We start from the raw sequence: 15,049 nt of genomic DNA on the forward strand, positions 1-15,049 counted from the left end.
TTGCATCTCCGGTTGACAACCTAATGCCCGGAATGTTTCGTATGAAACATTTAATGATCGGAAAGATCATATAAAGGAGGAACACCATGAATATGGGCAACCTGAACAAATTGGCCCTGACCGCGCAGGAGGCGCTGCAGCAGACCATCGTCATCGCTTCGGAGAGCGAGGCGTCGCAGGCAGAGCCCATCCATATGCTGAAGGCGCTGCTCGAATCGAAGGAGAACAACCTGTCGGCCATCATCAAGCGCATCGGTGCCGAGCCATTACAGCTGCTCTCCAATGTGAATGCCGAGATCTCGCGTATGCCGAAGGTCAAAAGCAGCGGCATGATGATGGCGGGCGCTCCGAGCCCTGCACTCATGAACCTCATCGACAGGGCGGTGAAGATCGCCGAGAAGCTAGGCGATAGCTACGCCACGAGCGAGCATTTGCTCATCGCACTGTCGGAGGACAAGGGTGCCGCAGGCAGGATTCTCAACGGGGCGGGCATTACGCGCAAGACCATCGAAGCGGCCTATGACGAGCTGCGCGGCGACACGCGCGTGACCGATCCGCAGAACAAAGTGCAGTTCGAAGCGCTGGAGCAGTATGGTCAGAACCTCACGCAGAAAGCACGCGAAGGTCAGCTCGATCCGGTCATCGGCCGCTCTGAGGAGATTCGCCGCACCATTCAGGTGCTCTCGCGCCGCACGAAGAACAACCCTGTGCTCATTGGCGAGCCCGGCACCGGCAAGACGGCCATCGTCGAAGGGCTGGCCCAGCGCATCGTGGCAGGCGATGTGCCCTCGTCTTTGAGGGATCGCGAGCTGGTGGCGCTCGATCTGGGCGCGATGGTGGCCGGCGCGAAGTACCGCGGCGAGTTCGAGGATCGTTTGAAGGCCGTGCTGCGCGAGGTGAAGCAAAGCGATGGACAGATCATCCTGTTCATCGACGAGCTGCACACCATCGTGGGCGCCGGTTCCACCGGCGACAGCTCCATGGATGCCGGCAACATGCTCAAGCCCGCGCTTGCTCGCGGCGAGCTGCATGCCATCGGCGCCACGACGCTCGACGAGTACCGCAAGTACATCGAGAAGGACGCAGCCCTCGAGCGTCGCTTCCAGCCGGTGCTGGTCGCGGAACCTACGGTTGAGGATACTATCGCCATCCTGCGCGGCTTGAAGGAGAAGTACGAGATCCACCACGGCGTGCGCATCACCGACGCTGCCATCGTGGCCGCGGCCGAGCTCTCGAACCGCTACATCTCTGACCGCTTCCTGCCCGACAAGGCCATCGACCTCATGGACGAGGCTGCCAGCCGCCTGCGCATCGAGATCGACTCGATGCCCGAGGAGGTGGATGCCGCCGAACGCAAACTCACTCAGATGCAGATCGAAGAGCAGGCGCTCATGAAGGAGAACGACGAGGCCTCCAAGGAGCGTCTTGAGACGCTGCGTCGAGAAATCGCCTCCGCCCGGGAAACCCTCGACAAGCAGAAGGCAGAATGGCAGAACGAGAAGGACGCCATCGAGAGCGTGCAGAGCCTCAAGGGAGAACTTGAAACAGCGCAGCTTGAAGAGGAACGTGCAACCCGCGAGGGCGATCTCGTGAAAGCTTCCGAACTTCGCTACGCCCTCATTCCCTCGCTGCAACAGCAGCTGCATGCTGCCGAAGAGGCGCTTACGCGCAAGCAGCATGATGGAGCCATCCTTAAAGAAGAGGTGTCGGAAGATGAGATCGCCGAAGTCGTGTCCACGTGGACAGGCATCCCCGTGCAGAAGATGATGCAGGGCGAGATGGCGAAGCTCGTCGATCTCGAGGACAAGCTGCACGAGCGTGTGGTGGGTCAAGATGAAGCCGTGTCGTCGGTGGCGGGCGCCATCCGTCGCAACCGCGCGGGCTTGTCGGATCCTGATCGGCCCATCGGCTCGTTCTTGTTCCTGGGCCCCACGGGCGTGGGCAAGACGGAGTTGGCGAAAGCGCTTGCGGAGTACCTGTTCGACAGCGAGAAAGCCATGGTTCGCATCGACATGTCCGAGTACATGGAGAAGTTCTCCGTGCAGCGCCTCATCGGAGCGCCTCCGGGGTATGTTGGCTATGACGAGGGCGGACAGCTTACCGAAGCCGTGCGCCGCAAGCCGTACTCCGTGGTGTTGCTCGACGAGATCGAGAAGGCGCATCCGGACGTGTTCAACGTTCTTCTTCAGGTGCTTGATGACGGTCGCCTGACCGATGGGCATGGGCGCGTGGTGTCGTTCAAGAACGCCATCATCATCATGACCTCGAACGTGGGCAGCCAGTCCATACGTGAGTTCGCCAGCCAGGAAACGGGCGGCGAGACCATGGGCCAGATGGTCGAGGATATGATGAAGGGGGATATCGCAAGCACGGCAAAACGTCTGGCGGAATTGCAGCGGCAAGTGAACGATGCGCTTCGTGCGACGTTCCGACCTGAGTTCCTGAACCGCATCGACGACATCATCACGTTCAACGCGCTTTCCATATCGGCGATGGAGCCGATCGTGGAGCTGCAGCTCAACAACGTCCGCGACCGTTTGGCGGACCGTCGTATCACGCTCGACGTGACGCCCGCTGCCATGGAGCATCTGTCCATCGATGGGTACGACCCCATCTTCGGGGCTCGCCCGCTCAAGCGTCTCATTCAACGCGAAATCGTGGATCGCATCGCCGAAAAGGTGGTGCAGGGCACGTTGCATGATCGCAGCCACGTTTTGATCGGCATCAACTCCGAGGGAAATTACGACTGCACGGTGGAGGAACCGCTCGACTTCGACACGATCACTCTCGACGCCGAGCCATTGCAGTAGTCGCGAACCTTGCGCCTCCTCTCGCACAAGCGCCCGAGAAGGCCGCATGATCCTCATTCTCGACGCACGCCCCCTGTTCCGCGCGCTTGCGGGCAGGGGGCGTCGCATTTTTGCGAGGGGGCGTTTCGGCCATAAGGGAGATTGATCCACTGGCTTCGGTCAAGCTTCGGTCAAGCGTCCACTTGCTTCGTTGCCCGAAAAGCCGCAGTCGCGTTTGGCCGTCTGAGCGTTTCATGTGAAGCATCCCTCTGTTGAGCTCGATCAGATACGAACATGGGAGTGCGCACCGGGCGAACAGGCTGGAACAGAAATTCCAGAGAAGATCGTTATCCCAGTTCGATCATGTCATCCATCGTGTATTAGCTCAGAAACTACGACTGATGAGCGCGTAATTTCGCATGAATCACGCAGCACGACGCTGGCGTGTGGTGCGATCAGGGCCGATGATCGTGTCGAGCCCGACGAGAGGGTGCGATGCAGCAAAAGAGAGCGCGTCCGGCAGGTTGGAGGGCAAATGCCGTACGGTGCGGATGGTCGGCGGCAGCAACGTGCGACAGGGTTCTGGCATTGGCGGCTCGCGACAGGGTGCTGGCGACAGCGGCTCGCGATAGGGCCGACATCGGCGGCGGCAACCCGAGACGGAATGCTGGCGACAGCGATCCCACGACAGGGTGCTGTTGACAACGGCTTGCGACGGGATGCTGGCGAGGACTGCCTGCAGCGGTCGCCGCCGGTTGGTTTAGCGCGCGATGAGCAATTTCTCTCGTGGGTGGCGCAGCGCATATGCGCGGAGATGCGAGGACTGGCCTGCTCGTCGGTTCGCCCGACGGGCCGCTCGATCGCATGTGCGTGCAAGGAGGAGATATGTGCAAGGACGAGAGGAATGTTTCACGTGAAACATTTTGGGTGCGAGGCTCGACCGCATGTGCGCAAGATGAGAAGCCTGGAGCGGATCACTCGCGCTTGGAGGGGCCGCACGGCTCGACTGCGCGCGTACAAGGATGAGGGCCGACAAACCCCGACGCACTTCCCGAGCGTGACGGCTCGACCGTATGCGCGTGCAAGATGAGAAGGTCGTTCTGTTTGCCTGCCAAGGGCTGTCGCGCAGTGCGAACGAGGTGGCATGCGAGGTTTCGTGTGATCGCGTGCGACGAGGACGGCTGCGCGCGCAGGCCCAGTCGCAGAGAGGGAGGCTGCGGCGCACCGTGCCCGAGGCGTTGCCTGTCCGCGGTGCAGACGAGGCGCACACCTCAGTCGCGGTCGAAGAAAAGCAAAAAAGGAGCGTTCTATGGCCTGTGTGGGAAACGGCGAAATGCTGGCTCAGGATGGCGTGACGATGGCGTTCGACGAGCGGTGCAAGCTTCTCGAGGACGCGCTCACGCGCCAATCGCTTCACAGGGAGGTGCTCTACAAGACGCTCGCGTTGTGCCAGGAGCGCCGCGAGCTTTCTGCGGTCGAGGCGGCTATGGCGGCGTTCCCCGAGTTCGCCGAGGCCACCCAAAGCCAATATCACCTGATCTCCGTGCTGGTGGATGCCGGCGGGCTTGCGCGTTTCCTTCTTGACGAGGCTGGCGACCCTCTTGATCCGACTGTCTTCGAGGGGTTGTCCGAAGACGAAGCCGACGACCTCGTCTTCGGCGAGGCGTACGAGACCACGGAAGTGGGCTGCGCGCTCGTTCGGCGGCACGACCCTCGCGCGCGCCTCGCCGAGCTGATGGAGCGCGAGCCGCATCGAGCCGCCGTTTATCGCGACCTGTTGGCGATGTGCGCCGAAAGACCGCGTACGTACGGCGAGATCGATCAGGTGCTTCGCGGAAGCGAAGCGCTTGTGCGCGAGGAGGATGGCCGACGGGTGGTCATGCAGCCCAGCGTGCTGGTGGACAGGCTGCAGCGCGCCGCGGGATTGGTGTGGCAAAACGCATGGAAGACGACACCGGAGGGAAAGGAGTTTCTCGAACGCAACGACGAGAGGGGCGCGACGGATGGTTCGAAAAGCCCGAGCGATCAAAGGTAGCGAGGGGGCTCGAGCGACCCGGAATGCCCGAAGGCGTGACATGAGGAGGAAAGGAAGGAACTATGGCAATGAAAGCGAGCATGACGCGTCGCAGCTTCGTCAAGACGACGGCGCTTGCGGGCGCGGCGGTCGCGATCGGCGTGTCGCTGTCGGATTCCCTTGTGGAGGTCGATCCGGCATATGCGGACGAGCCTGTTGAGACGAAGGTCGTGAAGACCTCCTGCCACGGCTGCATCCAGATGTGTCCGGCGCGGGCGACCGTGGAGAACGGCGTGGTGACGAAGCTCGAGGGCGATCCCGACGCTCCGGTGAGCCGCGGCAGCATGTGCATGAAGGGTTTGAACCAGCTGCACACCATGTACAGCCCCCGGCGCGTGCTGCATCCGCTCAAGCGCGCCGGTGAGCGCGGCGAGAACAAATGGGAGGTCATCAGCTGGGACGAGGCCATCGAGGAAGCCGCCACGCATATCTGCGACGCCATCGACAAGTACGGCCCGTATGCGTTCTTCGCAAGCGTGGGAGGCGGCGGGTCGTACTCCTTCATGGAAGCGATGACGCTGCCGATGGCGTTCGGCTCTCCCACGGTGTTCGAACCGGGCTGCGCTCAGTGCTACCTTCCGCGCTGGAGCCTGTCGAAGCTGTTCTACGGCGGCAACGACCAATCCATCGCCGACAACGCCGTGCAGGAGATATTCCGTACGGGCGACGACAACAAGGCCGAGGTTGTGGTGCTGTGGGGCGCTCAGCCGTCGGTGAGCCAAACAGCCGAATCGGGTCGCGGTATGGCCGAGTTGCGCGCCAAAGGCGTGAAGACCATCGTCGTCGATCCCAACTTCTCGCCCGATGCGGTGAAGGCCGACGTGTGGCTGCCCGTCCGTCCCGCCACCGACACCGGGCTTCTGCTGGCATGGTTCCGCTACATCTTCGAGAACAAGCTGTACAACGAGGAGTTCACGAAGTACTGGACGAACCTTCCCTTCCTCATTGATCCGGACACGAAGCTGCCCGTGGAGGCCAAAGAGTTGTTCCCCGACTACGCATCCCCCACGCCGGAGAACACTCCCGCCTATGCATGCTTCGATGCGAGGACGAACGCGGTCGCCCCCTTCCCTTACAGCGCCCCTGCAGATTCGCCGGTGGATCCCGAGGTGTTCTGGACGGGCGAGTTCAACGGCAAGACCTACAAGACGGCGGGGCAGATCTACAAAGAGCAGGCCGACCCGTGGACGCTCGAGCATGCCGAGGAGGTGTGCTGGGTGCCGGCGGAGCGCATCGAGGAGGCCATCAAGCTCTACACCGGCGCGAGCGTGGCCGGCATCGCCAACGGCGTGGCGTCCGACATGACCGAGAGCGCGAGCCAGGTGCCGCTCGGCTGCATGGGACTCGACTCCATCATGGGCTACATCAACAAGCCCGGATGCACCATGACGCAGTACGGCGCGGCGGGCGCTCCTCCCACGAAGCGCCCGGTCACGTACAACAACGGTTTCGACGGCATGTTCTCGGACATGTACGGAATCGGCGCTGTCGTGGGCATGAGCCCCGCCGAGAACGAGGCGCGCGCCAAGGCCCTCGGCGAGGCGAACCCGCAGCAAAAGCTGGCGAACCAGCTGCTCATCGACCGATTGGGCATGAAGGACCACAAGGGGCTGTACGCATGGTGCCACTCCCATATCCCCACCGTGCGCGAGGCCATCGCCACCGGCGAGCCGTTCAAGCCGCGCGTGTGGTTCGACATGTCGGGCAACAAGCTGGCGATGCTCGGCAACGCGAAGTCGTGGTACGAGGTGTTCCCGGAGATCGACTACATCATCGGCCAGTACCCCATGCTCACGTCGTTCCACATCGAGGCTGCCGACCTGGTGTTCCCCGTGCGCGAATGGCTCGAGGAGCCCATGGTGAACATGACGCAGCTGAACACCCAGTGGCTGCAGAACGAAGTGGTCCACATCGGCGAGACGGTGTCGCACTCCATTCCGGCGGCGCAGGTCATAGCGCGATGCAAGGAGAAATGGGGCGGCTCGCTGCCCGGCCTTGTTCCCGGCTACATCGGCAGCGCAACCGAGGAGGAGGTCAAAGCGAGCGTCGCGGAGACGCTGCACGCGCCCAGCTGGGATGAGCTGGTGAGCAACACTGATACGTACGTGCCCTACGTCACGCCGCCCGAGGAGTATTGGCATTACAACCAGCATGAGACGATCGTGGACGACGGGTTGCCGGCGGGCTTCGGCACCGAGAGCCGCAAAGTCGAAACGTACTGCCAGATACTGATCAAGCTGGCGCGCACGGGATACCCGTTCTGCTATCCCGAGCCGCAAGAGGCGTGCGAGGACTACAGTCCCATCTGCGAGTTCATCGAGCCGGCAGAAAGCCCCGTCAACGACGACACCGACGAGTACCCGTTCATCCTCACGTCTGGCCGCGTGCCGTACTTCCACCACGGCACCATGCGCCATGCGGCTTTCGCGCGCGAGCTGTATCCGGCGCCTGACGTGCGCATCAATCCGCGCAGCGCAGCCGAGTTGGGCATCGAGCACATGGATTGGGTGAAGGTGAGCAGCCGGCGCGGCGAGATTCACGGTCGCGCCTATCTCACAGAGTGCGTGCATCCCGGAGTCGTGTGGATGGAGCGCTTCTGGAATCCCGAGTGCTACGACGCATCCGTTCCGGAGGAGAAGCAGACGGCAGGGTGGCGCGAGTGCAACGTCAACGTGCTCACGAAGAACGACGCCCCGTTCAACGAGGTGTACGGCTCCTATACGAACCGCGGCTTCACGGTGAAGGTGGAGAAATCGGAGAAGCCCGACAACATCTGGGTGGAACCCGAACAGTTCGCGCCTTTCCTGCCGACGCTCCATGGCGAGCCGATTACGAAGGATGTGTTCTAGATGAGGAACTGTCTTGTCATCGACCTCGACCGTTGCAGCGGCTGCGACTCGTGCGTCGTCGCGTGCAAGCTCGAGAACAACATTGATCTGGGCAACTACTGGAACCAGGTGATAGCCGTGGGCCCCACGGGCACCCATCCCGACATCGAGCAGTACTGGCTGCCCGTTCAGTGCCAGCAATGCGAGAACCCCGCCTGCGTTCACGTATGCCCCACCGGCGCCAGCTACCGCGACGAGAAGACGGGCGTGGTGCTTATCGACAAGGCCAAATGCATCGGATGCCAGTACTGCATGATGGCGTGTCCCTACGGCGTGCGCACCTTCAACCAGAAGGAGAAGGTGGTGGAGAAGTGCACGCTGTGCAGCCATCGCACGGCAGATGGCGAGAGCGTTCCCGCCTGCGTTCACAATTGCTGCTGCGGCGCGCGCCTCTACGGAGATTTGGACGATCCGGAAAGCGACGCGGCGAAGGCCGTGGCCGCCGCCTCTCCTGATGCGGTGCACCATCTGCCCGATCCGGGCAGCGCGAAGCCCGCGACGGTGTATCTGCTGTCGCCGAAGACGGCGGCATGGAAGGAGCTGGTGTGAATGTCTGCGGCGGTGGCGCCGACGGGGCGTTCCTCTCGTGCGTGTCGGGCTGCTTCATGCAGCATCTCTTTTGGTGAAAGGGGTTGAGATCCATGGCGATCCAATGGCCTTTGGTCATTTTCAGCCTGCTCGCGGGAACAGGCGGGGCGCTGCTTGCGTTCGTCGGCCTGTCCGAGGTGCTGGGCTTGGCGAAGAAGGCTCGCGTTCCTGCGGCGGTCGGAGCGCTCGTACTGCTGGTGGTGGGAGGGTGCGCGTCGGTGGCGCACTTGGCGCAGCCTGCCAACATCATGGCCGCCGCCGCGAACGTGTTCTCGTTCAGCGGCATCTCGGTCGAGCTTATCATGCTGGGCGTCAACGCCATCGTGGCCGTGGCGTACGTGCTGGCCGCGCGCGGCGAAAGCGCGAATGCGACGAAGATCGTGGGCATCGTGGGTATCGCGGTGGGGGTGGTCATGACCTTCGTCGTGGGCAACGGCTACGTCATGGAGGCGCAGCCGAACTGGAACACGCTTGCGCTGCCGTTCGCCTATATGGGCAGCGGGCTGGCCACGGGCGGCGCGCTGTTCGCCACGCTCATGGCCGCGCTCAAGGTGGGCGAAGCCGACCTCAAGGGCATCATGCCATGGGTGCTGGGCGCAGCCGTCGTTCAGCTGGTCGCGTTCTTGGCGTACGGATTCATGATCGGGTTCGCCGCTGACGTGCTGCTGTACTGGGGCGGCGCGGTGGTCGTGGGTTCCGTAGGCGCCATCGCGTGCGCGGCGTTCATGGCGAAAGCGTCCACGATGGCCTACGCGACGCTCGTGTGCGCCGTGGTGGGCGGCATCTGCCTGCGTGCGCTCATGTGGCTTGTGGGCACGGGTTTCCTCGATGCCTTCGGCACCGCCGCAGTGCGCGGCGTGTGGGGAGTCTGACGTTTGCTCGTCGGCGGGCGCGGCTGCAAGCGCCCGCCGACGCCTTCGCACTGCGCGCCTCCATTCCCCCTCCCTCCCCGGCGAGGCGCGCGGTGCGAAGGCTCGGCAGAAGAAGAGAGAGGGGCCGGATATGGATAAGGCAAGCGCGAGAGCGCGTCTGACGACGTGCGGCGAGGCGGGTGAGATGGCGGCGGCGGTTTCCGCGACGGTGAGCGTGCGGGAGGATCCGACGGCTTCCGCGAAGCCATGCGCATGGGAGGATTTGGCGGGCGGGCGTACGGCGGATTCCCGACGGATTCGGCGGGGGACGGGGTCGACGGATGCCCAAGCGAGTGCGGAGGGCGCGGCAGAAGCGCCGATCACGGCGGAGGTCGCGGATCTGTGCGCCGTGCTGGAGGCGCGCGCGTCGTTTTACGAGACGTTGGCGAGCTTGTATTTCAAGCCGCTCACGCAGGAGCAGATTGACGCCATGGCCGTCGCAGACTTCTCGGCTTACGCTGACGTCAACGATGCGTTCGCCGAAGGCCTCAATGATATGGCGCGTTATCTGCGCCGCCGCAACAGCGGCACGCGCCAAGAGCTTGCCGTGGACTTCACCGGGGCGTTCGCTGGCACGTCGACGTACGAGGGCAAGACAGCGGTGCCGTACAAATCGGTGTTCACCAGCGACAAGGGGCTTATGTACCAAGAGGGTTACCAGGAGGTGTTCGCCGCGTTCAAGCACGAGGCGGTGAGGCGCCGTGCGGGGCTCGATTGGCCCGATGACCATCTGTCGTTCATGTGCCAGTTCATGGCCATCCTCAGCCGCCGGGCCGTCCGCGCCCTCGAGCAGGGGGATGCGCGCGCCGCCGCCCACAACCTCGAAGCGTCGCGCGAGTTCTTGGAGCGGCACATGGCTTCGTGGTTCAACGACTTCGCCTCGTTGGCGAACCGTTTGCTGAGCACGCGCTTTTACCGCGGCGTTCTCAAGGTGACCGAGGGCTTTTTCGAGCTTGATCGGGAAACCGTGGCCGATCTGCTCGACGAGGCGAGGGGGTAGGCCATGGGCGGCTTTCGCATTGTCGGGCGGAGCTTCGATGCCGCCGATCCCTCCGCTCGCGACGGCGACGAGCGCGTTGTCGGGAAACGGGCTTCGGGCGTGTTCGCACGCATCTCGCGGCGCGAGGCGGTGACGGGCGGCGTGGCCGTCGCCGCCATGCTGGCGTTGGGAGGCGCGGGCGTGGCGTTTGCGGGAGAGCGGCGGCTCTTGCGCCCTCCGGGTGGTCAGGACGAAGGGCGTTTGTGGGGCGCGTGCATCAAATGCGACCGATGCCGCAGCGCATGTCCGCACGGCGCGATCGATGTGGCGCACCTTGAGGACGGCATCGTGAACGCGCGGACGCCGAAGATGAACTTCCGCAAAGGCTTCTGCGACTTCTGCTTGCCCGACGGAGCGCTCGTCACCGAAGAAGGCGGCGAGGCGGCGCGATCCGACCCGCTGTGCGTTCGGGCCTGTCCCACGGGCGCGCTCGTTTTCGGGTTCGACTGTCTGCCCGGCGGCGACAAGATCGGCGTGGCGCGCGTGGACGTTTCCGAGTGCCTGCTGTACCGTTCGGGATCGGGCCGCTGCTCGAAGCAGTGCGTGGAAGCATGCGCGTTCGGTGCGCTGTCGTTGGGGGAGGACGGGCGCTTGATGGTCGACGAAGAGCGTTGCAACGGGTGCGGCGCGTGCGAATGGTCGTGCCCGTCCAGCTCGTATGCGAGCTACACCGGCTCCGGTCGGCGCGGTATCAACGTCGAGGCGCAGGGAGGCGAATCGTCATGAGCGATGCCAATGACCAAAAGGCGGGCGGCGCGCCGTTCGAAGGGAACGAAAGGGACAGGGCGTGTTCGCCGCACCAGGGAAGGCGGTTCCGAAGCGCCACGGTGCGGGGGCTTGTGGCTGCTGCCGTGTTCGCGGTGGTGGCGGTTGGCCTCGCGCTGCCCACGGGCACGGGAACGCTTTCGTCCATGGGATGGGACGCCATCGCGGCGGTGTGCCCTCTCGGCGCGCTCGAATCCTTGTTCGGAGCATGGGCGTTCGTTCCGCGCGCTCTTATCGCGCTCGCGGCAATCGTGCTGATCGTGGTGATCGCGGGCAAGGCGTTCTGCTCGTGGGTGTGTCCGATTCCCCATGTGCAGAGCCTGTTCAAAACGAAGAGGCGTGCGCGCGAGGAGGCTGTCGAGCGCAACGTTGCGGCGGACGCGGCGCTTGGGCGCTGGCGGCGCGGCGAGAAGCCGGCCCGTCCCAAAGTTGCCGTCGATTCGCGCCATGCGGTGCTCGGCGGGGCCTTGCTATCGACAGCTGTCTTCGGTTTTCCGGTGTTCTGCCTCGTGTGCCCCGTGGGGCTGACGTTCGCCGCATTCATCCTGCTTTGGCGGTTCGTGCAGTTCAACGAGCCCACCTGGGGGCTTCTGGCGTTTCCGGCCATCATCGTGCTTGAAGTGGCGGTGCTGCGGAAGTGGTGCGGCAGGATATGCCCGTTGGGAGCGCTGCTGTCGCTCGTGTCCACGTTCAATCGGCGGTTTCGTCCCACGGTCGATTCCAAGGCATGTCTGCGCGATGCCGAGGGCGTCGGATGCAAGGCGTGCGCCCAAGCGTGCCCCGAGCTTATCGACCCGTACGCCGATCTGGGGAATCGTCCTATGACGGAGTGCGTGAAGTGCCGCAGCTGCGCCGATGCCTGCCCAACGCGCGCCATCACGTTGCCGTTTCGCGCTGCGCGCCGTGCCGAAACGGGCGGTTCGCTGGCGTCCGGTGCGAGTGGGGAGTCGTTTGGGAGAGCCGGGGAGCGCAGGGACGAGGCGCATAATGGGCGCAGCACGGGCGGCGTTCGCTCCGGATGCTCCGAATGCGCAGAGACGGGCGACGAGTCGCGTTCGGGAGCGATTGATAAGTGACGACGCGTCGGTTTAGAATGGTGACCGGAAAACCGATCATATGATGCTGAGGGGACGATGGCGCTACAGGAACGGATCCCGTCTCCGTTCTGCGTCGATGAGGGTTCAAAGGGGGAGGTTATGCCGGAGGTGAAAGGCAAGAGGGGCGAGGCGCGACCAGGCGTCGTGCGCGAACTGGTTTCATTGTGGCCCTCTCTGCCGTATTTGGGATACGGTGTGTGGCTGGCGTGGGCGTGTCTTGCGTACAGCGGCACGTTATGGCTTTCGGATGTTGAGACGAACGGCGAGAACCTCTCGCAGCTCTACATGGTGTCCACGGCTGCTTTCGGCATCGTGTGCTTGGTGGTTCCGTTTGCGGTGAGACGGTTCGCGCAGCTTCTTGAACGGCGTGGCGTGGTGGTCGGGGCCGGTGCGTGCGCGGCTGTCGGATGCGTGTTCGTGGTGGCGGTGGGGCCGTATTATCTCGGGCAATTCGCCGAGATGCGTCCGCTGTTCTGGCTCGGAGCGGCTTTGAGCGGCATTGGCACGGGTGTTGTGGGGCTGAAGTGCGGCGTTATGTACGGATCGCTGCCTCCGCGGCGCGTGCTGCTGTACGCGGCCACGTCGCAGATCGTGGTGGCGTTCATCTACTTCGCCGTCATAGGATCGCCGCCGTGGGCGCTGGCGCCGGGAGGACCTTCGGTCGTGGGCATCCTTTCGTTCACGCTGCTGCCGGTGGCGGCGGCCTTGTTGACGGTGCTGCCGACGCCTCCTTCCTCGAGCGAGGCGGGGGTGCTCCACCTCACGTTCGGCGAGAGCAAGCGGGCGCTTCCGGGAGCGTTCTGGCGGCTTGTGGCGTTGTCGTTTTTGCTGCCTGCGGTGGCCTCCATGATGCGTGGCGTGGTGGTGGACGCGCATGCGCTTGCCGTGACGCTTGAAGGCAACAACATCCTCATGCTGCTGCGCGTGCTCATGGCGGCGGTGTTCGTGGTGGTGGCCGTGCGCGTGGACGCGAGCCATATGAACTTCGGGAAACTGTACTCGCTCATCGCCATCTGCATGGTGGTGACCATCGCGTGCGTGCCGGTGTTCGGCGCGCAGAGCAACGAATGGAGTTTGCTGATCTACTGCGCGTCGAGCGTGTTCGAGTTCGTCATGTGGTGTCTGCTCGCGTTCGTGGTGTTCCAGAAGCGCATCTCGCCGATCATCGTGTTCGGCATTGGGCGCGGCGCGTTCATGCTGGGCAGTGCGATCGGGTGGTCGTTCGGCGTGTACGCTCTGCCCTCCATCTCGGGGGGGGGGCAGCTCAGAGTTCGCGTTTTACATGATATGCGCTGGTGTGGTGTTGGTGCTGTCGTTCGTGCTGTTCTCCGAGCGCGACTTCGAGCGGATGTTTTCTCCCATCGGCGAGAACGAGCTGTCGTTCGAGAGCCTGATGGATGTGGATCTGCGCGAGCGCACGCAGCGGGAAGGCGGGCGCGGCAAGTTCTCGCGAGCGCTTGAGGGCATCGCCGCAGGGCACGGGTTGTCGGCGCGCGAAGCCGAGGTGTTCCGCTATCTGGCCATGGGCCGGGGCAGCGACTATATCGCCGAGAAGCTGCAGGTGTCGTGGAACACCGCGCGCACGCACACTCACAACGTGTACGTGAAGCTGGGCGTGCACTCTCGGCAGGAGCTTATCGACCTGGTGGACGAGGCCGTGCGGAAATGACGCGCTCGGGCGGCGTGCGGCGGCTTGCGGGCAGCAGCTTGCGGGCGGCTCGGGATGTGCGAGCGGTGGGCTGCGGGCGGCGGTTTGTAGGCGTTGAGGACGCAAGGGGCATCGTTCGTGGCGGGAAATGACGGAAAACCGCCTTTCGGTAGGGTCGATGGGGTCATGACGACGAAGCTCCTTTGACGTTTGTCCTGGTCGGTGCATCGGCATGTGGTCAATCGGCTGAAAACGTGCGGACGTGAAAGCAGTTTTCCGTCACTTCCCGCCACGAAACCGCATCCGCAAGCCTTTGCTCTGCCGCGTCTTCTGGTTTTCGCCATGCAACCGCTTTGCATTCTGAAAACGCCTCTGCGAGTGCGAGGGGACGCGCGGGCGGTTCGGGTCGTGTGGACGGCTTGGGATGGGCGGGCTCGTCGGTCGTTCGCGCGGTTCGGAACGTGCGGGCGGCGCTCGCAGATGCGGAACGTGCGGAGCGTGTAGGGGCGAGATTGCAAGGTCGCTGATTCTGCATTCGGAGGAAGGCGCGCTTGCCGCCGAGATAGAGGGTGGGGGCGAAGGGGCTCTCCTAGCAGGTTTTCCGGTAGCGCGTTGCCCTGGCCGCCCCCACTTTCTCGATGCGGCCTTCGGTTTGAAGTTTCTGCAGGATGCGTTCGATGGTTCTTTGGCTCATGGCGGGGTTGGCATCCGTGATCTCGCGTTTGCTTGCGCTTGCGACCAAGGAATCGAAGCAGCCTTCGAGCGCGCTTTCGTTGGATTTGCTCGACGAGAGCAGGGATAGTCGAGAATCGAGCGTTGCGTAGCATGCTCCGATCACTCCGAGCAGGTAGGTGACGAACGGCGTGTAGTCGTTTTCCCCTCGCTCCATCCGGTGGAGCTTGCGCGAAGGGTCTCGTAATAGGTTTCTTTCGATTTCTCTACCTCTGCCTCGATAGACACGTGCTTTCCAACGGTGTATCCGTTTCGATAGAGCGACAGCCATTTGGTTTGGATATGGCGATGATGCTGTATCGGTGGCGAGGATACGCTTGCAAATAGAGGGGGATTGCGCGACAGATTGATGAAACGCGCTGGACGGAGGCTCCTATCTTGTTGTCGGGCGTTTCGGTCGGGCGGCGATCTTGTCGGCAACGGGCCGCGCGCCAATCGGAGCGTCGCCGCGTCTTTGCCAAAGAAGCTGTCGATGGCCCGCCCTGCCTTCGCGCATGCTGCCGACTGCGTGCGCGAAG

General features: G+C 63.6%; 11 protein-coding genes. 10 read left to right on the forward strand and 1 reads right to left on the reverse strand.

Going from position 1 to position 15,049, the window contains the following annotated elements; translation table 11 throughout:
- Positions 1–86 precede the first annotated feature (86 nt).
- The 10 genes from clpB to B5F40_RS06460 all read left to right on the forward strand — a co-directional run bounded on the left by clpB (position 87) and on the right by B5F40_RS06460 (position 13,820).
- Complete coding sequence (gene clpB, locus B5F40_RS06420; protein WP_087193528.1) at positions 87–2,810, forward strand: ATP-dependent chaperone ClpB; 2,724 nt, start codon at positions 87–89, stop codon at positions 2,808–2,810.
- A gap of 1,288 nt (positions 2,811–4,098) precedes the next feature.
- Positions 4,099–4,824 (forward strand): hypothetical protein, encoded by a 726-nt coding sequence (locus B5F40_RS06425; RefSeq protein WP_087193529.1) that lies wholly within the window; start codon positions 4,099–4,101, stop codon positions 4,822–4,824.
- 62 nt (positions 4,825–4,886) lie between these two features.
- Positions 4,887–7,712 carry a molybdopterin-containing oxidoreductase family protein gene (locus B5F40_RS06430; protein ID WP_087193530.1) on the forward strand — a complete coding sequence of 942 codons (2,826 nt, stop codon included), beginning with the start codon at positions 4,887–4,889 and terminating at the stop codon, positions 7,710–7,712.
- Complete coding sequence (locus tag B5F40_RS06435) at positions 7,713–8,300, forward strand: 4Fe-4S dicluster domain-containing protein (protein ID WP_087193531.1); 588 nt, start codon at positions 7,713–7,715, stop codon at positions 8,298–8,300.
- A gap of 92 nt (positions 8,301–8,392) precedes the next feature.
- Entirely contained in the window at positions 8,393–9,211 is an 819-nt protein-coding gene (locus B5F40_RS06440) for a DmsC/YnfH family molybdoenzyme membrane anchor subunit (protein WP_087193532.1), read from the forward strand.
- Between the two features lie 130 nt (positions 9,212–9,341).
- On the forward strand, positions 9,342–10,250 hold the full coding sequence (locus tag B5F40_RS06445; RefSeq protein ID WP_239442931.1) for a TorD/DmsD family molecular chaperone: 909 nt from the start codon (positions 9,342–9,344) through the stop codon (positions 10,248–10,250).
- A 3-nt stretch (positions 10,251–10,253) separates the two neighbouring features.
- Positions 10,254–11,015: a 4Fe-4S dicluster domain-containing protein gene (locus B5F40_RS06450; protein ID WP_087193533.1), complete on the forward strand. Its 762-nt coding sequence runs from the start codon at positions 10,254–10,256 to the stop codon at positions 11,013–11,015.
- Positions 11,012–12,130, forward strand: coding sequence for a 4Fe-4S binding protein (locus tag B5F40_RS06455; protein ID WP_087193534.1), 1,119 nt, complete (start codon positions 11,012–11,014; stop codon positions 12,128–12,130). Before B5F40_RS06450 ends, B5F40_RS06455 begins: the two co-directional genes overlap by 4 nt.
- A 120-nt stretch (positions 12,131–12,250) precedes the next feature.
- Positions 12,251–13,612 (forward strand): LuxR family transcriptional regulator, encoded by a 1,362-nt coding sequence (locus tag B5F40_RS16630; RefSeq protein WP_239442932.1) that lies wholly within the window; start codon positions 12,251–12,253, stop codon positions 13,610–13,612.
- Positions 13,545–13,820 (forward strand): response regulator transcription factor, encoded by a 276-nt coding sequence (locus tag B5F40_RS06460; RefSeq protein ID WP_239442933.1) that lies wholly within the window; start codon positions 13,545–13,547, stop codon positions 13,818–13,820. The genes B5F40_RS16630 and B5F40_RS06460 overlap by 68 nt, the downstream gene beginning before the upstream one ends.
- 568 nt (positions 13,821–14,388) lie before the next feature.
- Here the strand turns inward: B5F40_RS06460 and B5F40_RS06465 are convergent.
- Complete coding sequence (locus tag B5F40_RS06465; RefSeq protein WP_087193536.1) at positions 14,389–14,688, reverse strand: hypothetical protein; 300 nt, start codon at positions 14,686–14,688, stop codon at positions 14,389–14,391.
- Between the last annotated feature and the right edge of the window lie 361 nt (positions 14,689–15,049).

It is taken from the genome of Gordonibacter sp. An230, assembly GCF_002159915.1.
Classification (GTDB): Bacteria; Actinomycetota; Coriobacteriia; order Coriobacteriales; family Eggerthellaceae; genus Rubneribacter.

Coding starts and splice junctions, on each gene's coding strand:
- B5F40_RS06435 (WP_087193531.1), top strand. CDS start 7,713: ATGAGGAACTGTCTTGTCATCGACCTCGACCGTTGCAGCGGCTGCGAC.
- B5F40_RS16630 (WP_239442932.1), top strand. CDS start 12,251: ATGCCGGAGGTGAAAGGCAAGAGGGGCGAGGCGCGACCAGGCGTCGTG.
- B5F40_RS06425 (WP_087193529.1), top strand. CDS start 4,099: ATGGCCTGTGTGGGAAACGGCGAAATGCTGGCTCAGGATGGCGTGACG.
- B5F40_RS06440 (WP_087193532.1), top strand. CDS start 8,393: ATGGCGATCCAATGGCCTTTGGTCATTTTCAGCCTGCTCGCGGGAACA.
- B5F40_RS06450 (WP_087193533.1), top strand. CDS start 10,254: ATGGGCGGCTTTCGCATTGTCGGGCGGAGCTTCGATGCCGCCGATCCC.
- B5F40_RS06460 (WP_239442933.1), top strand. CDS start 13,545: ATGGATGTGGATCTGCGCGAGCGCACGCAGCGGGAAGGCGGGCGCGGC.
- clpB (WP_087193528.1), top strand. CDS start 87: ATGAATATGGGCAACCTGAACAAATTGGCCCTGACCGCGCAGGAGGCG.
- B5F40_RS06430 (WP_087193530.1), top strand. CDS start 4,887: ATGGCAATGAAAGCGAGCATGACGCGTCGCAGCTTCGTCAAGACGACG.
- B5F40_RS06455 (WP_087193534.1), top strand. CDS start 11,012: ATGAGCGATGCCAATGACCAAAAGGCGGGCGGCGCGCCGTTCGAAGGG.
- B5F40_RS06465 (WP_087193536.1), bottom strand. CDS start 14,688: ATGGAGCGAGGGGAAAACGACTACACGCCGTTCGTCACCTACCTGCTC.
- B5F40_RS06445 (WP_239442931.1), top strand. CDS start 9,342: ATGGATAAGGCAAGCGCGAGAGCGCGTCTGACGACGTGCGGCGAGGCG.